The 21,352-nt window shown below is 35.0% G+C and carries 16 protein-coding genes; 12 read left to right on the plus strand and 4 right to left on the minus strand.

Features of this window, described 5'->3' with window-relative positions:
• Positions 1 to 154 precede the first annotated feature (154 nt).
• Positions 155 to 1,297, minus strand: a complete 1,143-nt coding sequence (gene dnaN / locus BMW29_RS12270) for a DNA polymerase III subunit beta (protein WP_092653786.1) — start codon at positions 1,295 to 1,297, stop codon at positions 155 to 157.
• Between the two features lie 195 nt (positions 1,298 to 1,492).
• Positions 1,493 to 2,827, minus strand: a complete 1,335-nt coding sequence (dnaA, locus tag BMW29_RS12275; protein ID WP_092653788.1) for a chromosomal replication initiator protein DnaA — start codon at positions 2,825 to 2,827, stop codon at positions 1,493 to 1,495.
• A 660-nt stretch (positions 2,828 to 3,487) separates the two neighbouring features.
• Between dnaA and rpmH the strand changes: the two genes are divergently transcribed.
• From rpmH to allB, 6 genes are all read left to right on the plus strand, one after another.
• Positions 3,488 to 3,622, plus strand: coding sequence for a 50S ribosomal protein L34 (gene rpmH / locus BMW29_RS12280; RefSeq protein ID WP_092653790.1), 135 nt, complete (start codon positions 3,488 to 3,490; stop codon positions 3,620 to 3,622).
• A gap of 180 nt (positions 3,623 to 3,802) precedes the next feature.
• On the plus strand, positions 3,803 to 4,186 hold the full coding sequence (gene rnpA / locus BMW29_RS12285; protein ID WP_092653792.1) for a ribonuclease P protein component: 384 nt from the start codon (positions 3,803 to 3,805) through the stop codon (positions 4,184 to 4,186).
• Positions 4,173 to 5,015: a membrane protein insertase YidC gene (gene yidC / locus BMW29_RS12290; RefSeq protein ID WP_092653794.1), complete on the plus strand. Its 843-nt coding sequence runs from the start codon at positions 4,173 to 4,175 to the stop codon at positions 5,013 to 5,015. Before rnpA ends, yidC begins: the two co-directional genes overlap by 14 nt.
• 30 nt (positions 5,016 to 5,045) lie before the next feature.
• Positions 5,046 to 5,795 (plus strand): RNA-binding cell elongation regulator Jag/EloR, encoded by a 750-nt coding sequence (jag, locus tag BMW29_RS12295; RefSeq protein ID WP_092653796.1) that lies wholly within the window; start codon positions 5,046 to 5,048, stop codon positions 5,793 to 5,795.
• A gap of 417 nt (positions 5,796 to 6,212) precedes the next feature.
• Positions 6,213 to 7,700: an allantoin permease gene (gene allW / locus BMW29_RS12300; protein ID WP_092653798.1), complete on the plus strand. Its 1,488-nt coding sequence runs from the start codon at positions 6,213 to 6,215 to the stop codon at positions 7,698 to 7,700.
• Positions 7,701 to 7,726: 26 nt separating this feature from the next.
• Positions 7,727 to 9,091 carry an allantoinase AllB gene (gene allB, locus BMW29_RS12305; RefSeq protein WP_092653800.1) on the plus strand — a complete coding sequence of 455 codons (1,365 nt, stop codon included), beginning with the start codon at positions 7,727 to 7,729 and terminating at the stop codon, positions 9,089 to 9,091.
• Between the two features lie 51 nt (positions 9,092 to 9,142).
• Here the strand turns inward: allB and BMW29_RS12310 are convergent, their stop codons facing one another.
• Positions 9,143 to 9,781, minus strand: a complete 639-nt coding sequence (locus BMW29_RS12310) for a type II CAAX endopeptidase family protein (protein ID WP_092653802.1) — start codon at positions 9,779 to 9,781, stop codon at positions 9,143 to 9,145.
• 170 nt (positions 9,782 to 9,951) lie between these two features.
• Here BMW29_RS12310 and BMW29_RS12315 point away from each other — a divergent pair, with 170 nt between their 5' ends.
• The 5 genes from BMW29_RS12315 to treC all read left to right on the plus strand — a co-directional run bounded on the left by BMW29_RS12315 (position 9,952) and on the right by treC (position 19,973).
• Positions 9,952 to 11,007: a bifunctional transcriptional activator/DNA repair enzyme AdaA gene (locus tag BMW29_RS12315; protein WP_092653804.1), complete on the plus strand. Its 1,056-nt coding sequence runs from the start codon at positions 9,952 to 9,954 to the stop codon at positions 11,005 to 11,007.
• A gap of 88 nt (positions 11,008 to 11,095) precedes the next feature.
• Complete coding sequence (locus tag BMW29_RS12320; RefSeq protein ID WP_092653806.1) at positions 11,096 to 11,512, plus strand: hypothetical protein; 417 nt, start codon at positions 11,096 to 11,098, stop codon at positions 11,510 to 11,512.
• 13 nt (positions 11,513 to 11,525) lie between these two features.
• Positions 11,526 to 16,505 (plus strand): DUF4132 domain-containing protein, encoded by a 4,980-nt coding sequence (locus BMW29_RS12325; protein WP_092653808.1) that lies wholly within the window; start codon positions 11,526 to 11,528, stop codon positions 16,503 to 16,505.
• A 354-nt stretch (positions 16,506 to 16,859) separates the two neighbouring features.
• Positions 16,860 to 18,296 (plus strand): PTS system trehalose-specific EIIBC component, encoded by a 1,437-nt coding sequence (treP, locus tag BMW29_RS12330; protein ID WP_092653810.1) that lies wholly within the window; start codon positions 16,860 to 16,862, stop codon positions 18,294 to 18,296.
• A gap of 24 nt (positions 18,297 to 18,320) precedes the next feature.
• Complete coding sequence (gene treC, locus BMW29_RS12335) at positions 18,321 to 19,973, plus strand: alpha,alpha-phosphotrehalase (RefSeq protein WP_092653812.1); 1,653 nt, start codon at positions 18,321 to 18,323, stop codon at positions 19,971 to 19,973.
• A 37-nt stretch (positions 19,974 to 20,010) separates the two neighbouring features.
• On the opposite strand, the gene BMW29_RS12340 is transcribed toward treC, so the two are convergent.
• Entirely contained in the window at positions 20,011 to 20,553 is a 543-nt protein-coding gene (locus BMW29_RS12340; RefSeq protein WP_092653814.1) for a flavin reductase family protein, read from the minus strand.
• A gap of 98 nt (positions 20,554 to 20,651) precedes the next feature.
• On the opposite strand from BMW29_RS12340, the gene BMW29_RS12345 reads away from it, so the two are divergent.
• Positions 20,652 to 21,350, plus strand: coding sequence for an ArsR/SmtB family transcription factor (locus tag BMW29_RS12345; protein WP_092653816.1), 699 nt, complete (start codon positions 20,652 to 20,654; stop codon positions 21,348 to 21,350).
• The last annotated feature ends 2 nt before the right edge of the window (positions 21,351 to 21,352 follow it).

A 21,352-nucleotide genomic window follows, 5' to 3' on the forward strand; every position in this document is an offset into this window, starting at 1 on the left:
TCCTTTCACTTCTTACTATATACCTAAAAATAGGGAAATAGAGGGTAAAGTCATCCGTCGATGACTTTACCCTCTAATCTTAGTATGTTTTTTATTTTGTTTAATGACAATATTTTTCTTTTCGTTGGTTTTCGTAATGTCAAATAATATTTTATTAATAAGTTCTAACTGGTGTAATCAACTGTACAAATGTTTGATCATCTTCTGTAGGAACGATAATAAACGGACGAACAGCTGTTGTAAATTTCACTTTAATTTCAGCACCTGCAAAAGTACGCAAGGCATCTTTCATATAATCTGGGTTAAATGAAATTTCAAGTGGCTCTCCTGAAACCGCAACATAAGCAATATCTTCTTTGACATTCCCAACTTCTGGTGTATTTCCTGAAATTTCAACTCTTTCAGGTGTAATCGCTACTTTTACCACATTATTTTTTCCTTCATGTGACAGTAACGAAGCACGATCAATAGCTGCTAGCAAAGTACCAGCTTGGAAAGTAATTTCTGTTGAAGCTGAGTCTGGAATTAAACGAGATGTATCTGGATAATGTCCTTCTAATAAGCGTGAATAGAATAACATATTTTCTGTTTTAAATAAGACTTGGTTTTCTGTAATCATCATTTCAACTGAATCAACATCTTCATCAATAGTACGAGAAAGCTCAACTAAGCTTTTCCCAGGAATAACGACATTATAAGTTTTGTCTCCATCAATCATGTCCATTGCTAAAGGTACAACTCGTTGACTTAAACGATGGCTATCTGTTGCAACAGCAAATAATTTCCCTTCAGAAATGACCATATTAATTCCTGTTAAAATTGGTCTTGTTTCATGAGTGGAAACAGCAATAACAGTTTGGCTAATGACTTGTTTTAATAATTTAGTTGGTAAGGTAAAGCTTTCTTGTGTATCAATGACTGGTAAATGCGGATAACTGTTTGCATCTAAGCCATTTAAGTTATAAGAAGCTGAACCTGATTTAATGGTTGTTTGGAAATTCATGCCGACTTCAATATCCATTGTATCTTCAGGTAATTTTTTCACGATTTCGCTAAAGAATCTTGCGGGTAAAACAATCGCTCCTGCACGTTCAATTGTTAAATCTGCATTGTCATCCCCTGTTGTAATAAATGATTCAATTGAAATATCTGAATCACTTCCTGTTAAAGTTAAACCTTCTTCAGAAGCAACAATTTTTACCCCTGTTAGAATTGGAATCGTTGTTTTTCCAGAAATGGCTCTTTGGACATCTCCTAAGCTGTTTAAAAAACTGTTACGTTTAATTGTAAATTTCATCTGTTTTCCCTCCATTGATTCTCTTCATTTTTAACCGACATTTGTTAGTTATATTTAATAAATAATAATAGTAATAGTAGTAGGGCCTGTTGATACTGTGGAAAATCCATCTGAGCTTATGGGGTTAAAAGTTTTCCACCTGTGGATAACCTGTTGGTAAGTAGGTGGACTTATTCGAAAGTTATCCACAAGGTCTTAACGAGCTAATTTTTCTTTAATGTCTTCCACACTTCTTCTAAGGTCATCATCTAGGTGTAATTGGTGGTCAATTTTTTCATAGGCATGAATCACTGTTGTATGATCTTTCCCTCCAAATTCAGCGCCAATTTTTGGTAAAGAATTTGAAGTCAGCTCTCTAGAGAGATACATGGCAATTTGTCTAGGAACAACAATGGATTTAATGCGTTTTTTACCTGTAATGTCCGCCAATGTAATATTGAAATAATCACTGACAGCTTTTTGAATTTCTTGAATCGATAACGTACTTGGCTTACTAGAAGGAATGATACTCTTTAATGCATCAGCTGCTAAGCTTGTGCTAATGTCTTTACTTTCAATCGCAGCATAGGCTTGAACACGAACTAAAGCTCCTTCTAATTCACGAATATTGGAATCGATTTGACCTGCAATATAACTCAGTGTATCAGGTGGAATTTCTAAACGCTCAGCATTGGCTTTACGGCGTAGAATTGCAATTCTTGTTTCTAAATCAGGAGGTGTAATATCTACTGATAGTCCCCATGCGAACCTAGAAACCAGCCTTTCTTGGAGTTTAGGAATTTCATTTGGTAAACGATCACTAGTTAAGACAATCTGCTTCCGGTCGTCATATAACGCGTTGAAGGTATGGAAGAACTCTTCTTGTGTCCCTTCTTTATCCGCAAAAAATTGAATGTCATCTACCAGCAATAAGTCAACATTACGATATTCCGTTCTAAATTTCTCTTGTGACTTTGTTTGAATAGAATTAATAAAATCATTTGCAAAGGTTTCGCTGCTGACATATTTGACTTTTGCTTCTGGATTCAGCAACAGCATTTGATGACCAATTGCATGCATCAAATGGGTTTTGCCAAGTCCAACACCACCATAGAAAAATAGTGGATTATAGAGCATACCTGGATCCTCAGCAACAACTAAAGCTGCTGCATGAGCCATTTGATTGCCTTTCCCAATAACAAAGGTATCAAATGTATACTTGTCATTTAGTAAAGCATCTTTTCTTTTGGTTGGTTCAACGGTAATTTTTTCTGTTTCATTTATATGGTTTGCGGAGGTTTCTTCATTTTTTATTACAAAAATTGGTAAAATTTCTTGTCCTGTGTATTCATATAAATATTCTACAACTTTTGTTGCAATATTTTTTTCCCAATAATCTTTATGGAAAGATGATGGCACTTCTATAATGATATTTTTATCTGTGATACGAATAGGAGCAGCACTTTCAATCCAAGTATCAAAGCCAACTTTTGTCAAAGTTTGTTGAAACTTGCTTTTTAAGTATTGCCATAAACTTTCTAAATCATCCACAATGTCTCCTCCTTGCTCTAGTTCATGTCTGAAAACTTCAGTGGCAGCCAAATTTTTCAGATATAACCTAGTGGTCACAAAATAGTTTACCATTTTTTTTAAAAGTTTTCCACAAGTAGTTATAAGATGTGGACAATTTAATTCAGAGGCTCTTGAAAAGTTTTCCACAATGTGTATTTGTTTTGTGTATAACTAAGATGAAATCATTTTCTTCACATAGCTATGTGGATAAGTTTTAGAATTCAAAAGCTTATTTAACAGTGTTTAAATAAGTTTTCCACAATATCCACAAATAGGGAAAATCATAAAATCACAAGATGTTCATTTGTGGGTAACTTGAAAAAAAGATAAAAATAAGATGTGCAAAACTCAAAAAAGACTTTTATAGAAATGTGGATAAAAAAATAAAAATGTGCATAAAAAAGCCAAATTGTTGATAACTTTATTTTGTTCAAAAGCGTTTCCATTCATTTTTTTATAAAAAACCATGAATTTATTGTTTCATCTTAATATGAAATATGCTATTATGTTAGGGTGAGAGGTCAAAAAAGGCATGTTTCTATTGACAGTGCTTTATTTTCTTCACTATAATAGATAAAGCTGTCTTAGAATATTTGATCATATAATAGAAGATAGTTTGATCAGGAGGTGTACAAGATTATGAAAAGAACTTACCAACCTAAAAAACGTAAACGTCAAAAAGTACATGGTTTCCGTAAACGCATGAGTACTAAAAATGGACGTAGAGTATTAGCAAGTAGACGCCTTAAAGGCAGAAAAGAATTGTCTGCATAGGCCACTGAACGTCTCAGTGGTCTTTTTTTCTTATTATAGGAAGAAAATCACTGAGTCATTTTAGAACGTGTCTGAAAAGTTTAGCGGAGATTTTTTTCTAAATAATGACTGAAAAGTATGGATGTCACCGCAGTTTTTAAACACATCTTAGCCAAATGTAGATGAGAGGGTCTATAAACTATGAGGAAATCCTATCGTGTTAAAAAAGAAGCTGAATTTCAAACGGTTTTCCATAAAGGTAAATCAACTGCCAATCGTCAATTTGTTGTTTATGTGTTAAATAAACCTGAACAAAAACATTTTCGTGTAGGACTATCAGTTGGAAAGAAAATTGGAAATGCTGTGATGAGAAATCAGGTAAAAAGATATATTCGTCAAAGTCTATTAGAATTTAAAGATGAGACAGTAGCAACAATTGATTTTATTGTGATTGCTAGAAAACCAGTTGCAGCAATGAATCAAGCTGAAATAAAAAAAAGTTTAGCACACGTCTTACGTTTAGCTAAAGTATTAAAGAGAGACACACTAAAGAAAAGTGAGGGATCACGTGTTGAAAAATCGTAAGCGATTACTATTATTATTAGGGACTGTGATGCTGGCCGTAGTTTTATCTGGCTGTTCAGGATCAACTGCACCAATTACAAGTGAAAGTACTGGTTTCTGGGATCATTATATTATTTGGAATTTCTCTCGAGTGATTATTTGGTTGTCAGAGGTATTTGGTAACAATTATGGTGTTGGGATTATTGTCTTTACATTGATTATCAGAATTATTTTACTACCAGTGATGCAAATGCAAACAAAAAGCACACGTAAAATGGCTGAAATTCAACCACAATTAAAAGAATTACAAGAAAAATATTCAACTAAAGATGTAGAAACACAACAAAAATTAAGAGAAGAGCAACAAAAACTTTATAGTGAAAATGGTGCCAACCCAATGATGGGCTGTTTACCAATGTTATTACAAATGCCGCTACTGATTGCCTTATATCAATCAATCAGCCGTACTGAAGTGATTAAAGCAGGACACTTCTTATGGGTAAACTTAGGTGAAAAAGATCCTTATTATATTTTGCCAATTCTAGCAGCTATTTTAACTTTTGCTACATCAAAATTGACCATGATGGGCCAATCGCAAACGAATGGGATGACAGGCGCCATGACTTATATGATGCCAGCCTTGATTTTATTTATGGCGATTACTTTACCAAGTGCTTTATCCTTATACTGGGTTGTAGGGAATGCTTTCTCTGTAGGTCAAACCATGTTATTAAATAATCCATTTAAGATTAAAAGAGAACGTGAAGCAAAGGAGCAAGCGAAAAAAGATCGTGAAAAAGCTTTGAAAAAAGCACAAAGTCCAAATAAAAAACGTTCGAAGAAAAGATAATACACATAAAATATGAGTGGGGGTAGACAAATGAATACTTTTACTGCACAGGCACCAACTGTTGAAGAAGCAACGAATCAAGGCTTACAAACATTAGGAATCGACAAAAATGATGCGATTATCGACATTTTAGAAGAAGGCAAAAAAGGATTGTTCGGCATTGGCAAGAAAGCTGCAATCGTTAAGGTCACTAAAAAAATCAGTGAGGCACCTGTTCAAGAGGAAAATGTAGCAGCAGAAGCAATTGTAACTCAAGCTACTGAAGCAGTGGCGCAGCAAAGTGAAAAAAATGAGTCCACTGTAGCACCTACTGAACGTGATGATGAAGCAGCGATTAAAGAAGTTGCACTCTATTTGACACAAGTTACTGAACAAATGAATGCAACAGCACTTGTGCATATTGAACGCAAAGAGACACACATTATTTTCCATTTAGATACCAGTAAAGGTGGCTTATTAATTGGAAAGCATGGTAGAACTTTAAATGCCTTACAATATTTAGCTCAGGTTTTACTACATCGTCATGCAGAAAACAAATTAACTGCTGTAGTCAATGTAGGCGATTATCGAGAACGACGTGAAGCAAGTCTTCATCGTTTAGCTGAGCAAACCGCAAGTAAAGTTTCTCGCACACGCCAGCCGGTCTTTTTAGAGCCTATGCCTGCTTTTGAAAGAAAAATTGTCCATTCCTATCTAAGCGAAGATGGACGTGTAGAAACACATTCAGAAGGTAAGGATCCACATCGATATTTAGTTGTAGAATCTTCAAATCGTTATTAAATTAATTAAAGCGTCTTAAACCAATTTTGGTTTAAGGCGTTTTTTTGTATTACTGAACAAAAAGAATTTGATAAGCCTTCAAATGGACAAAAATATTGTCTAAAAAGTATCTATTTTCAATGTCAAATTGTGAGTTATTGAGCAAGATTATATGTATTTGAAAATAAAATAAATACTAATTTAAAAAGCTTTCATGCTATTTTTTTAAATCATCAAAATTAAGATTCAATGATTATGTATTATATTTCACATATCATCATGATAAGTTTTAGCTATTATGTCTAAAAAAATACGAAAGATAGTCTGATTTGACTAATTATTTCTCTATTATTTTACGTTACTATTTAGTTGATAAATGGAAGCGGATACAAGAAATTGGTTAGTTATACATAAGTAAAAAAATAGGAGGTCGTCAAGTTGACAGAGAAAAAAATAGAGGTAACAGCAGAGCAAATAGCAGCATATCAACAACGAGGATATCCAACAGATTTATTACCTAAAACTAAAAATAAGCGAAATATGAGTGCAAAAAACTATTTTACTTTATGGATGGGTTCTGTCCATAATATTCCAAATTATACAGCTGTAGGAGGCTTTTTATTGCTAGGTGTTTCACCTATGCATGTGATTTTAGCCTTGATTTTAAGTTCCATTGCTGTGGCAGCTTTTATGGTTTATAACGGACGTGCAGGCTCAAAATATGGTATCCCTTTTGCGATGCATTTGCGTTCAACTTATGGCAATCTAGGTGCAAAATTACCAGGCTTTTTAAGAGGATGTGTGGCAGCAATTGCTTGGTTTGGATTACAAAATTATACAGGATCGCTTGCACTCCTTATTTTAATTGGAAAAATTTGGCCAGGCTTTTTAACCTTAGGAGGCGATTTGAGCTTCTTAGGACTAAGTGTCCCAGGTTTTATTGCCTTTACAGTATTTTGGGCAGTGAATCTTCTCATTGGCATGGGCGGTGGTGGAACACTCAATAAATTTACAGCTATTTTAAATCCGCTGATTTATCTTGTTTTTGGTGGAATGGCGATTTGGGCAATTTCTGTTGGTGGTGGGATTAGCAATATTCTTTCATTTGTTCCAACAGGTGGAGTGGTGCAGCAAAATGCCCCAATCCTTGTTTATCTGATTATTATGAATTCAGTATTAGCAGTTTGGGCAGCTCCAGGAGCGAGTGTTTCTGATTTTACTCAAAATGCAAAATCAACTAGAGATCAAGCAATTGGACAAACTGCCAGCTTCGTCATTGGTTATACAATTTTTGCTTTCTCAAGTGTGGCCATCTTAATTGGTGGCTCTATTCATTATGGCGTGCAGGAATGGAGTGTCCTGGATATTGTGAATAAATGGGACAATCTTCCAGCGATTTGTTTAGCAATGCTAGTTTTTCTACTGACAACCATTTCAACCAATGCAACAGGCAATATTATTCCAGCTGGTTATCAATTAGCGGCTCTATTCCCTAAAAAAATGACCTATAAAAAAGGTGTCATCATTGCTTCAGTTATTAGTTATTTGATAATGCCATGGAAATTAATGGAGAATGCGGGTAGTATCTTTGCTTTTTTAAATACCATCGGCGCTGTATTAGGACCCGTTGCAGGTGTGATGCTGGCCAACTTTTATTTTGTGAAAAAACAGAAAATTAATTTAAATGCGTTATATATGGGGGAACAAGAAAATCATGAGCAAAACCCTTATTCTGGCGTTAATAAGCAGGCTTATATTGCGACAGTAGTAGCGTTGTTTATTTCCTTAAGTGGCCAATTTCTCCCAGCCTTACAAATCATCTCTAGCTTATCATGGTTCGTTGGATTTGGACTTGCTTTTGGGCTCTATCTGTTATTAAAAATCCCAGTACTTATCAGTGGGAGAACAAATATCAAAGAAGGATAATATTCATTTCATAAGGAGGAAATAAGATGTATGAGTTAATCATTAAAAATGGAACAGTCATTTTAGAAGGTGGAGCAGTTCAAACAAATGTAGCAGTAACGGCTGGTAAAATTGTGGCAATTGGTCAAGATTTAGTAGAAGGGGAAAAAGTCATTGATGCCACTGGCTTAATTGTGAGCCCTGGAATGGTTGATGCCCATGTGCATATTACAGATCCTGGTGGCGGCTATCGTGATGAATGGGAAGGTTATCTGACTGGCACACAAGCCTGTGCTAAGGGAGGCGTTACATCCTTTATGGAAATGCCTTTAAACCAAGTTCCAGCAACAGTTGATGGTGCTTCACTTCAAATCAAATATGAGGCAGGTAAAGGGAAGTTAATGACAGATGTTGCCTCATTTGGGGGCTTGGTTCCCTTTAATTTAGAAACAGGGATTCAAGAGCTAAATGATGGCGGTGTAGCAGCCTATAAATGTTTCATGGCAACTTGTGGAGACCGTAGCATTGATGGTGACTTTATGAATGTGGATGATTATGCTTTATATGAAGGAATGAAGCAAGTTGCTAAAACAGGTAAGGTTTTAGCTATTCATGCTGAAAATGCAGCCATTACAGATAAATTAGGAGAGCTTGCTTATCAAAATGGGGAAACAACTTTAGCAGCTTATGTCGCTAGTCGTCCTAAATTTACTGAAGTTGAGCCAATTAGACGTGCGATTCTTTTTGCCAAAGAAACAGGGTGTCGTATTCATATTTGTCATATAGCTTGTCCGGAGGGAGTAACGGAAGTAACCCGTGCAAGAAATGAAGGTGTCGATGTTACATGTGAAACATGTACCCATTATTTATACTTTGATACTGCAGAATTAGATGCAATTGGTGCTGTTGTAAAATGCTCACCCCCGATTCGTGATAAAGAAAATCAAGCGGGTATGTGGGAAAAAGTACTTGCAGGAGAAATTGCTTTTGTAACATCAGATCATTCTCCCTGCACACCAGATTTGAAAGAGACAACGAATGCATTTGAAGCTTGGGGTGGAATTTCAGGTGTTCAAAATAATGTGGATGTTTTATTTGATGAAGGCGTACAAAAACGCGGGATGACCCTAACACAATTTGCTGATATTATTGCAACCAATCCAGCGAAGCGTTATGATCTCTCAACAAAAGGAAGTATTACAATTGGTAAAGATGCAGATTTCGTTTTGATTAAACCAGATGCACCTTATGTATTAAAAGCGGAAGATTTAGCCTATAAAAATAAAATTAGTCCTTATATTGGGCGTGAAATTGGTGCACAAGTCGTGGAAACCATTTTACGTGGGGAAACAATTTATCAGCAAGGGAAAGGACTAGCAACTGAATTTACAGGTGCATTTATTATGAAGTAGTGAGATGAAACAATAAAAGGCTACAAATCACTTAGATTTGTAGCCTTTTATTTATTTTAGTAAAATTGGTAGAAAAGAGAAAATATCGAAAGCTAGATGGACAATGAATGTGACCCAAATTGAATTTGTTTTTTTGAATAATCCATTTAAAACCAGTCTACTTGGAATAATCGTTACAAGACATTGCAATAAATTAAAACCATAAGCAGGTAGATGCCAAACTGCGAATAATATAGAACAAATGAGTGTTGCTTGCCAAAATGGTAAATTTAATTTTTTCCAAGCACCATATAAAATACTAATACATAATAATTCCTCACCTAATAGCATAAATGGAATATTTTCTAGGATATAAGACCAAGATAACACGGCATCTACACTATTTTCGACACGCCCACCTGCAACTGCATTCCATAAAATCCCAGCAATAGTGCCCACTATTAGTAAAAGTGGGATACCAATTAATGTCCACTTAAAACTAAAATGTTTAAACCATTCCCAAAATTCTTTTTTTAAGATGAAATAAATAAAAATCCCCATAAGGACAGCATTAAAGAAAGTTCCGACTATTTGAAGTAATGATGCATTACTAGTCAAATGTGGTAAAAGTTGATAAATTATCCCAATACAAATCGCACTAAAAATAAGAGCATAGCCTTGTTTCTTTTGAATTGTAAGTGTAGTCTCCATATAAAATCCCCCTTGTTACTTGATAGAAGTATTTTAGCATGATGGGAGGACAAACAGTATTGATTTGACTCAGAAATAGATGTTAATTTATTTGGTATTTCCACTATTTTTTCATGCTAGACTAAGTAGTAGCTTTTCCAATGATCAATTGAATAATAGGAGGTGCAATGATGATAACCAATCCAATTAAAATCAACGAATACTATCAAATGTTAATCGAAAAAAGAAGGGATTATGAGGGCGTTTTTTTTGTTGGTGTCAAAACAACGGGAATCTTTTGCCGACCAACTTGTCCAGCTAAGAAACCAAATAAAGAAAATTGTGAGTTTTTTGCAACGGCTAAAGAGGCAATCTTAGCTTCTTATCGTCCTTGTAAAAGATGTCAGCCTTTATCAAATCCAAGCTATTTATCTCCAGTGGTGAAGCAATTAGTGGAAGAAATCGAAAGAAATCCTGAGAAAAAATGGACGGATAAAGATTTTGATGCATTATCTATTAGTGCTAACACAGCTAGAAGACAATTTCAAAAGCAATTTGGCATGACTTTTATTGAATACGCAAGATCAAGACGATTAGGCTTTGCTTTTAACCATATTCGAAATGGGGCTTCTTTTGTTGATGCACAATTAGAAACAGGATTTGAGTCAAGCAATGGTTTTCGCGATGCATTCACAAGAACTATGGGCTATGTTCCTAAGAAATCAAAGGAAATTCAGTTATTATCAGCTACATGGCTTGAAACGCCACTTGGCTCAATGATTGCCATTGCAGATGAGGTAGCTCTTTATTTATTAGAATTTGTTGATCGGAGAGGCTTAGAAACAGAAATTGAAAAGCTTCGGAAAAGAATGCAAGCAGCAATTGTTCCAGGAGATAACACCGTTCTTTCATTATTAAAGCAAGAGCTTGAACAGTATTTTCTTGGAAATTTACAGCAATTTCGAACACCGATTGCTTATCTAGGGTCTGATTTTCAAAAAAGTGTTTGGGATGCTTTACAAAAAATTCCTATTGGGATGACTTATTCTTATAAAGAGTTGGCAGAACAGTTAGGCAATCCAAAAGCTTATCGAGCTGTAGCTAGAGCAAATGGAGCCAATCAAATTTCTCTTTTGGTACCCTGTCATAGAATTATTAATACAAATGGCGAGTTAGGCGGTTATGGTGGCGGTATTCAGCGTAAAGAATGGCTATTAAAACATGAAAAAAGAATGCAATCATCATGATTGCATTCTTTTTTTGTATAGAGAGTGTGTAGCTGCTTTTTAAGTAGTTATGATATAATAAAAAGAAAAAAAGTAGGTGATGAGTCGCATGAAACTATACACAAAAGTGAAATCAATTGGAAAAAGACGTCCTATTTTAAAAATGGAAGAAGTAGAAGTAAAAGCCCCAAACACTTTAAAAGAATTAATTAGTGAATTGGTTGAACAAAATGTTGAAAAATACAATGAAAAACCAATTGAAGAACATCTTTTTTATTATTTATTAGAAGAAGATTTACAAAGTGCTGCTAAAAATGGGAAAATTGATTTTGGTGAACGAAAAAATAAAAAGGAACAACCTATTGAACAAGCAATTGAAAATGCTTTATTAAGCTTTAAAGATGGTCTTTATTTGGTGTTTATTGAAGAGCAAGAAGTGAAGGATTTAGAGGCACCTTTAATCATTGAAGAGGGAAATGTTCTGACTTTTATTAAATTAACCATGCTTGCTGGACGCATGTGGTAGGAGGAATCGTAAAATGCAAACAAAAGAAGAGTATCAAAAAGAGCTGCAGAAAAAAACAGCTAAGTTAAAAGGTTATGCAAAACAATTAGCAACACAATACATAAAAATGGAAATGGATTGCTTTAAAGATTCCTATTATCTAGGAGACACTGTCGATGAGATGTTCACCCTATTGGAATCAGCTAATGTTCAGCAAATTTCCGAGCTTTTTTCTAAGGGACTTTTCGATTTGGTAAAAGCTCTTGTTGGTAAGGAAGATGCAAGCGTATTTCAACGTTATTGTGAGAATTTAGGTGAATACCAGTATGCAGTCGGTTCCTATCGTAGATCCTATCATTCTGAACAGCCTGCTAAAGATCATTCATATCAATTAATTGCCTTACTATTTAAATTGCCACAGCATTTTGCTCATTGTGAGAAAATCCAAGAAATTTTGTTGCAGTCTACAGCATTTGAGGAGCGAGGCTATGGGTTACGTAAATACTACCAATCAAAGAAAACAAATGAATATGTAGTGAATTATAACTTTTTTGTTGCAAAGCTGACAGATGAACTCACACAAAAAAATCCAACATATATTGCAGCAGTAGAAGCGTTATTATTTGGTGAAAATAACACAACAGTTATGAGCCATGGTATTATTCAAGGAATTGTCCAAAGTCATAACGTCGAAATAAGAGAAGCCTTAGGAAAATTATTATTAGCAGCGCAACGTCAAGAAGGTCTACGTCAAGCGATTTTAGAAACAGCTGATAGTGGTACAATTGACTCACTGATTTATTTTATGCATTTAATTAAAGAACATGACTTATTACGTTTTTCTTCTGTTCAAAGAGCAATAAGCACTTGGACTGGGCTTGGTTATGAGGTAGAGGATAAAAAAATTATTGCCAAGTTATTAGATATTACAATTGAGGCTTTTGACCATCCTGAAAAAATAGACGTATTTTTAGCTAGTGAAGACAGCATTGAAAACTATGGTGCACTCTGGGTAATTGCCACGAAGAGCTATCAAAATGTTGTTGAAAAAGTCAGAGAAATGCTTCAAAAGAAAAAGCATCAACAATTAGTTGCTTTATATTTTGTGATGGGGTTGAATCAAACAAAGTTACAATTTGAATTGGCTGAGCCATTGATTATGAAGAGCTCAGATTTAGATGTTTTAAGCTTTGCTTTGTCAATGGTTGCACCTTATCAACCAATGTTTCGTTACAATGATCATAGTGAATCAAGGTACTTAAAATCCTATCCTTATTTACAAGAAGTATCTGAAGCCTTTTATAATCGAATTGAGGAAATTAATCACGGCTTAAAGGAAAAGGAGCATATTGTTTCTGGAAAGCCATTTCCGTGGATACAGGTAGCATTAACCAAACAATATTTATATGGTATATCAATCATTATTGCACATGGCCAAAAAAATCAACGCTGGATAAGTGAGCTCCTAAAAAATGCCGATGATATGACGCCAACAAATCGGAATAATTTATTGGCACTAACTGCAAATCCACCTCAAAATGAAGCAAGTCGTAGTTTTTTATTTGATAGCTTAAATGATCGTAGTAGTGCAAATCGTGAGTATGCTTTAAGCATTATTGACAAGTTAGATCTTCAAGAGGAAGAAGCATTAAAAGTGGAAGATTTATTTAGGTTTAAATCAGGAGCAGTTCGACAAAGTTCTTTAAATATTTTGGAGAAATTAAGTGATACAAGTGTGCAACAGTCATTAATGCGCCTATTACAAGATGGAAAACAAGAAAAGCGTTTAGGTGGCTTGGATTTGTTATTACATTTATATCAGAAACAACGCGTGACGACTGAAGAAGCTTTAGAATGGGTGCAATATATCAAAAAACCAACTGAAAAAGAACAAAGTCTGATTAATAATATTGAACAAAAGAAGGCTCTGCAATATACAACTGGAAATGGGTTTGGTTTATATCACCCAAATTATGTCACCCCCAATCTGCCTCAATTACCAACAAACGTATCAGGAAGCTGTCAAAAATTAACAGATTTTGATGATAGTAAATTGTTAGACAAGTTAACAAAATTAACAGCTTTAATTGAGGTGCATAAAGAGCATGAATATGTCACTACAAAATGGGGCTGGTCTGATGAGAAAGATGTCCGTTTACTAGGAATTGGAAACTTTGGGGTGCTTTATGAACATCTACAAGTTGACAAAGAAGATCGTGATATCTCTCATTATCCACTAGCAGAGATTTGGCAAAAATGGGCAAAGGATACAGCCTTTACACTTCAGGATTATATCAATTATCAATTGATTAAGGGAATGAGTACAAAGGATATAGAAGAGAACGCACGACAAAATTTAGGACAATATCTTGAGTTTGAAAAGATAGAGAAGCTTGCTAAAAAAATAAATGATTTACCTTTTCAAAAGATTTTCACTTCAATTTTAGATTTACTTCCAAAAGTGTCCGAAAAAAAATACCGCCCATTTGATGCTTTTTATTCAGCGTATGTAGAGCTACTAAATGCTATCCCTACAAAAGAATGGAATCGTAAGGTAGAGATAAATAAGCGTTGGGGTGAACCAGCCACTTATAAAGATATTAACCCTATTTATAGAATTTTACATTTCTGTAATCAATATGAAGAAACAGATGAAGATTTTGCAAAATTAGTTGCTTTGAGAAATGAATTAGCACGACGAGAAAATGAAAAAGAAGAGACAGATATTGCTTTTTACCACATGAATTTAGAAGATATGCTACGAGCTGTAAAGTTAGATATTTTACCAATTGATGCATTATATTTAAGCTTATTTAAATCAAATGGTTATTATTCAATTTTTGATGAATTAATGAGAAAGCACGATCGAGAAAAGCTTTTGGAAACCTATCCCATAGTAAATGAAGTGCGTAAAAAAGTGATTGATCGTATTTTAGAAATTGAATTAAAACGGGGCGATACACAAACTGAGGTTAGCCATTTAGCGAAGAAAATCACTGATTTTGAAGGGATAGATGATTTTGTTGATTTAATCTATGTGCTAGCAGATGAAAAATTAATTCGCGGCTATGTTTGGGGTAGCAATTATACAAAAAGGGAAATCTTTTCTCATTTATTAAAAGAGTCTCATCCTCCTAAAGGAACGACAGTAGAAATGCTAAAAACATCATTAGCACGTTACGAAATTAGTGAAAAGCAATTGCTAAATGCTATGATGTATGCACCACAATGGATTGATTTAGTGAGCCAAGTCATCGGTTGGAAAGGTCTTAAAAGTACAGCTTGGTATTTCAGAGCACATACCTCTGATTTTGCAACTGAGCTAGATAAGGATCAAATTGGTTTGTATTCTGGTATTGACAATGAAGATTTCAGAGAAGGCGCCTTTGATGTGAAATGGTTTATGGAAAGCTATCAAGAAATTGGTAAAAAACACTTTGAACAGTTATATGAAAGTGCGAAATATACTTCAGATGGTAGCAAGCATCGTCGTGCACAATTGTATGCAGATGCGGCTTTAGGAAAACTAAAATTGAAGCCACTTTCAGCAGAGGTAGCTGATAAGCGTAATAAGGATAAATTACGTTGTATTGGAATTGTTCCACTTAATAAAAAGAATCCATTGAAGGACGCTTGGAATCGTTACAGTTATTTACAACAATTTTTAAAAGAGAGCAAGCAGTTTGGGGCACAGCGCCGTGCAAGTGAGGGGAAAGCGACTGAAATTGCTTTAGAAAACCTAGCTAGAAATATCGGAGATGGAGATGTGATTCGCTTTAGTTGGCGAATGGAAATTTTCAATCTAAAAGAAATCGCTGCGTATTTTGAACCAAAAGCTTTAGCTGATAGTGAGGTATATTTAAAAGTAAATGAAGACGGTCAGGCGCAATTAGCTGTTGAGAAGGCTGGCAAAACATTGAAATCAGTTCCAGCTAAATTAAAAAAAGAGCCGTATATCTTAAAATTAAAAGAGCTTCAGAAAAATTTAAAAGAGCAGTATCGTCGTTCTAAAAAATCATTAGAGCAAGCGATGGAGAAAGGAAGCACCTTTACTGCTGAGGAATTAAAAGCATTACTAAAACATCCTGTGTTATGTCCTTTAGTTGAAAAATTAGTGATGATTAGTGAAGAAAATCAAGTTGGCTTTATGACATCAGAAGGAATGCGTTTGGTCAATCAGCAAATGGTAGATCTACCAGATACGCTGCTTTTACGTATTGCTCATCCATATGATCTTTATCAATCAGGAGAGTGGCGCAATATGCAGCATATTCTCTTTTCAGAAAAAATTGTTCAGCCTTTTAAACAGGTCTTTAGAGAGCTGTATTTACCAAATGAAGACGAACTTGGGGTGAAAGAATCAAAACGCTACGCTGGACATCAAATTCAACCGCAAAAAACCGTAGCTTTACTGAAAAATAGAGATTGGGTCGTGAGTTATGAGGATGGCTTGCGTAAAGTATATTATGAAGAGAATATTATTGCGACTTTATATGCAATGGCGGATTGGTTTTCACCAGCAGATATTGAAGCACCAACTATTGAAGGTGTTCTATTCTACAATCGTAAGGATGGGAAACGTTTGAAACTAGAGGATGTTCCACCTGTACTATTTTCAGAAGTGATGCGAGATATGGATTTAGTTGTGAGTGTGGCTCATGTAGGAGGCGTTGATCCTGAAGCCACCCATTCAACAATTGAAACCCGTGGTGTGATTGTTGAAGAATTGATCCCGTTGATGAAATTAGAAAATGTTCGAGTGAAGCAGCAGCATGTGCTGATTAAAGGACGATTAGGGGAGTATACTGTACATTTAGGAAGTGGTGTGGTTCATCAAGTGGGAGGAAGCATGATTCCAATTTTAGCTGTGCAATCTCAGCATAGAGGACGTATTTTCTTGCCTTTTGTAGATGAAGATCCAAGAACAGCTGAAATCATGTCGAAAGTCTTCTTGCTTAGTGAGGATTACAAAATAAAGGATCCAACTATTTTAGGGAATATTCAACAATCATAGCAAATTGAATGATTAAGACTGGAAAAGTTATTAGGTCGAAGCATATGATTTAATAATTATTAAAATAGGATTCAGAAAATATTATAACGTTTGATTCATCATTGAACGAAACAAATACGTCTATCACTTGCGTTATTAAATGGTGGTATTAATAGGTAAATAGCTGTCGAAAAATAAATAAAAAAAGCATCTTATTCATTTGAAAATGAGTAAGATGTTTTTTTGGGTTAAATAAGCATTTATAAGAAAAGTAAAGAGAAGATTAAAAAAATTTGTTGCAATTCTTTATGAAAAGGTTTACACTAACTCTGAAAACAACTTGTATATACAAGTTTAAAATAAGGAGGTATTAAAATGGCAGACTTTAAAAAAGATGCAGCATTATTATTAGAATATATTGGAGGCGCTGACAATATTTCTGCAGTTTCACATTGTGCAACAAGAATGCGTTTTGTTTTAAATGATCCAGAGCTTGCAGATAAAGCGAAAATTGAAAGTATTGGAATGGTCAAAGGAACCTTTACGCAAGCAGGGCAGTATCAAGTGATTATTGGGAATGAAGTCGCAACTTTTTATAATGAATTCGTGAAGTTATCTGGTACAGATGGCGTGTCTAAGGATGCAACCAAAGAAGTTGCAAAGAAAAATATGAATCCGCTTCAAAGAGCGATGGCCGTTTTAGCAGAAGTCTTTTCACCTCTTATTCCAGCAATTATTGTCGGTGGTTTAATTTTAGGATTTAGAAATATTATTGGCGATGTGAAAATGTTTGAGAATGGTACCATGACTTTAACAGATATTTCCGTTTTTTGGAAAGGAACAAATGACTTTTTATGGATTATTGGAGAAGCAATTTTCCATTTCCTACCTGTAGGTATTACGTGGAGTATTGCTAAAAAAATGGGTACGACACAAATTTTAGGTATTGTACTGGGCTTAACCTTAGTTTCCCCACAATTATTGAATGCTTATGCAGTAGCAGAAACGGCTGCAGATAAGATTCCTTTTTGGGACTTTGGTTTTGCACAAGTGAATATGATTGGCTACCAAGCACAGGTCATTCCTGCAATGCTCGCTGGATTTTTACTTGCATATCTAGAGATTTGGTTGCGTAAAGTCATTCCACAAGCAGTATCCATGATTTTTGTACCATTCTTTGCGCTTGTGCCCACAGTTTTGCTATCACATGTTGTGTTAGGACCAATTGGTTGGTGGCTAGGAAATATTGTTTCAAATGTGGTCAATACAGGTTTAACAAGTAGTTTAAGCTGGTTATTTAGTGCAGTCTTTGGTTTCTTATATGCACCGCTTGTGATTACGGGATTACATCATATGAGTAATGCGATTGACTTACAATTAATCGCAGATTATGGTGGTACAAATCTTTGGCCGATGATTGCTTTATCAAATATTGCACAAGGCTCAGCAGTGCTTGCGATTATTTTCTTACATCGTGGGAATAAAGATGAAGAACAAGTATCCATTCCTGCGACAATCTCTTGTTATTTAGGTGTAACAGAACCTGCGATGTTTGGGATTAATCTGAAATATGTCTATCCTTTTGTTGCAGCGATGATTGGTTCTGCTTTAGCAGGATTAGTCTCTTCAATCTTTAATGTGACCGCTAATGCAATTGGTGTGGGCGGTATTCCTGGCTTACTATCGATTCAACCGCAATACTGGGTACCATTTATTTTAGCAATGGGAATTGCCATTGTAGTACCATTTGTATTAACAATGACATTTAGAAAATATGGTATTTTAAATAAATTAGATCCCTTTGAAGGGTAGTAAAAAGAAAGTGGAGAAGTTGTTATGAATGATTTTCATCAAAAAGTAATTTATCAAGTCTATCCAAAGTCATTCCGTGATTCAAATGGGGATGGTGTTGGGGATTTATTAGGAGTGACAGAAAAAATTCCTTATTTAGCAGAGTTAGGAATTGATATGATTTGGCTAAATCCATTTTATGTCTCACCACAAAAGGATAATGGCTATGACGTCGCAAACTATATTGAAATTGACCCACTTTTTGGGACAATGGCAGATTTTGAGTTATTAGTAAAAACAGCGAAGTCTTATGATATTGAAATCATGTTAGATATGGTGTTAAATCATACCTCCATCCAACATGAATGGTTTCAAAAAGCTTTAGCAGGTGACAAAGCCTATGAAGACTTCTATATTACAAGAGAAGGAAAAGCAGATGGTAGCTTGCCAACAAATTGGGAATCAAAATTTGTTGGGCCTGCTTGGGAAAAATTTGGAGAAACAAACCGCTATTACCTTCGTCTATTTGATGTAACACAAGGGGATTTGAATTGGAAGAACCCTGATGTGCGAGATGCACTGTATGATGTGGTGAATTTCTGGATAGCTAAAGGTGTGACAGGTTTTAGGTTTGATGTAGTCAATTTAATTGATAAGCCAGCTATTTTTGAAGATGATTTGCTAGGTGATGGTCGAAGATTTTATACAGATGGTGCGAAGGTTCATGATTATTTGAAGGAATTGAACCAAAGAACTTTTGGCAAACTTCCAGAAGCCATAACTGTTGGAGAGATGTCTTCTACAACTATTAAAGACTGTGTAGGTTATTCTAATCCAAATGATAAAGAGCTTTCCATGACATTTAGCTTTCATCATTTGAAGGTGGATTATGTAAACGGCCAGAAATGGAGCAAAATGCCCTTTGATTTTATGGCACTAAAAGGGATTTTACATGATTGGCAAGTAGGAATGGCTGAAGGCAATGGCTGGAATGCACTATTTTGGAACAACCATGACCAACCTAGAGCCTTATCAAGGTTTGGAAATGATACCACCTATCGTGTGAAATCGGCCCAGATGTTGGCGGCAAGTATCCATTTACTGCGAGGCACACCTTATATTTATCAGGGTGAAGAAATTGGTATGACCAATCCTTATTTCGATAATATTACAACCTATCAGGATGTTGAAAGCCAAAATGCTTATCATCATTTAACCAGTGATGGACATACGACAGAAGAAGCGATGGCCATTATTAAGGATAAATCTAGAGATAACTCAAGAACACCTATGCAATGGGATGCTTCTGAAAATGGAGGCTTTACAACAGGGAAACCTTGGTTAAGCGTAGCGGCTAATTACCATGAAATTAATGTGGAAAATGAGTTAAAGCATGGTGAGATATTTAGTTTCTATCAGAAATTAATTCAATTGCGTAAAGCCTATCCGATTATTTCTATTGGTGACTATCAAGGCTTATTGTTAGAGCATCCAACGGTTTTTGCTTACCTAAGAACCTATAAGTCACAGCAACTGGTTGTGTTGAATAACTTTTATGACACAGCAACGACAGTTACTTTACCAGAGGAATTATTGAGCAAGAAAGCAGTACGCTTGATTGGTAATGATGAAGCCAAAGAATTAACGCAAGGCTATGAGCTTGCACCGTATGAAACAGTCGCTTTTTTAATTGGATAGAAAAAATCTTCCTTTCAAATTTGAAAGGAAGTTTTTTTTAGGTAGTAGGCTTTTCAAGAGGAGATAAGTAGCGATATTTTCTTTCATGGCTATCTCCCATATAAAGAATAGGGTTTAGCTGACTACAATCTAGGTGATGCTCATGAATTAAGCTTTCTTCTACTAGTCTTCTCTTGATTGAAGCGAAAATATGTACATGGTTTTCTGTTTCAATCATTTGATCAACCTGGCACTCTATTGTGAGACAGCACTCTGAAATAATAGGAGCATCCATTATTTCAGAAAGTTCAAAATGAAAAGATTCTGGGAAATTAAATTTGTCTGCACCACTATTGAAGCCACCAATAATTATTTGTTTCATCTGCTCCTTGGTTGGAATATTCAAAGTAAAACAATTACTTTTAGCTATTTGTTTCATGGCATTTCCTTGATTAGAAAGGCCGATATTTAACTTGTCTCCTAAAGTATAGGAAGAGCTACAAGTTGTAAAGTTATACCCCCACTTATCATCTTTGTAGCCTAAGATAAAAATGGGAAAGCCAAAATATAGTTTTTCTGTTGCTAAAGTTATTTTTTTCATCATGTTGTTCCTTTCTTTTACTGTAACTTAAGTATATACTGAGAATAAATCTATATGTATCGAGATATGGAATTTATTTAAGGAAAGGGGGAGATAAAATGACAGATTCACAAGTAACAGCATTTGCTCAAATTATTGCTGAAACATCAAAGGTAGCGATGATTAACCTAATGATGGATGGAGAATTTCATACAGTAAATGAGCTTGCTAGAAGTGCAAAAATTAAACCACATACAGCAAGCTATCATGTGAAGAATATGAAGGAGTTAGGTCTTTTAACAATGGAAAAGCATGGTAGGTTTCATTATTACCAGTTAGCTAATCAAGAGTTTGCACAATTTTTTGAAGCAATCGGAGCAGTGACCGAGGTTACGCCTGTACGTTACTTAAGTCAGAGGGAAGAAGCTAAAAAAATGATTGAGGGCAGAACCTGTTATGATCATTTAGCTGGTCAGCTAGGTGTAAATGTGACGCAATATTTATTAGATAAAGATTATCTTAGCTATGTTGATCAGGATGTTTATTTAACTATTCAGGGAGAAAAGTTTCTAATGAGTGAAGGAATAAATGTGGAAGAATTAAGGAAGCAAAAACGCCAATTTTGTAGGATGTGTTTAGATTGGAGCGAACGAAAGCATCATGTAGCAGGTAGTGTAGGCCACGCATTATTTCATCTATTTTTGCGTAATCAATGGATTGTTAAATCGGAGAAAAGCCGTGCGGTTCTTTTAACCAATAAAGGGATAGAAGAAATCAAACAAAAATGGACACTTGATTTAAATATCAAAGGTAGCTAAAA

The sequence above is a fragment of the Isobaculum melis genome, from assembly GCF_900111355.1.
Classification (GTDB): domain Bacteria; phylum Bacillota; class Bacilli; order Lactobacillales; family Carnobacteriaceae; genus Isobaculum; species Isobaculum melis.

Bases quoted from the DNA above. Each gene is read 5' to 3' on its own strand.
- BMW29_RS12325 (WP_092653808.1), top strand. From the start codon at position 11,526: ATGCAAACAAAAGAAGAGTATCAAAAAGAGCTGCAGAAAAAAACAGCT.
- dnaN (WP_092653786.1), bottom strand. From the start codon at position 1,297: ATGAAATTTACAATTAAACGTAACAGTTTTTTAAACAGCTTAGGAGAT.
- jag (WP_092653796.1), top strand. From the start codon at position 5,046: ATGAATACTTTTACTGCACAGGCACCAACTGTTGAAGAAGCAACGAAT.
- BMW29_RS12310 (WP_092653802.1), bottom strand. From the start codon at position 9,781: ATGGAGACTACACTTACAATTCAAAAGAAACAAGGCTATGCTCTTATT.
- BMW29_RS12315 (WP_092653804.1), top strand. From the start codon at position 9,952: ATGATAACCAATCCAATTAAAATCAACGAATACTATCAAATGTTAATC.
- treP (WP_092653810.1), top strand. From the start codon at position 16,860: ATGGCAGACTTTAAAAAAGATGCAGCATTATTATTAGAATATATTGGA.
- BMW29_RS12320 (WP_092653806.1), top strand. From the start codon at position 11,096: ATGAAACTATACACAAAAGTGAAATCAATTGGAAAAAGACGTCCTATT.
- treC (WP_092653812.1), top strand. From the start codon at position 18,321: ATGAATGATTTTCATCAAAAAGTAATTTATCAAGTCTATCCAAAGTCA.
- rnpA (WP_092653792.1), top strand. From the start codon at position 3,803: ATGAGGAAATCCTATCGTGTTAAAAAAGAAGCTGAATTTCAAACGGTT.
- allB (WP_092653800.1), top strand. From the start codon at position 7,727: ATGTATGAGTTAATCATTAAAAATGGAACAGTCATTTTAGAAGGTGGA.
- BMW29_RS12345 (WP_092653816.1), top strand. From the start codon at position 20,652: ATGACAGATTCACAAGTAACAGCATTTGCTCAAATTATTGCTGAAACA.
- BMW29_RS12340 (WP_092653814.1), bottom strand. From the start codon at position 20,553: ATGAAAAAAATAACTTTAGCAACAGAAAAACTATATTTTGGCTTTCCC.
- rpmH (WP_092653790.1), top strand. From the start codon at position 3,488: ATGAAAAGAACTTACCAACCTAAAAAACGTAAACGTCAAAAAGTACAT.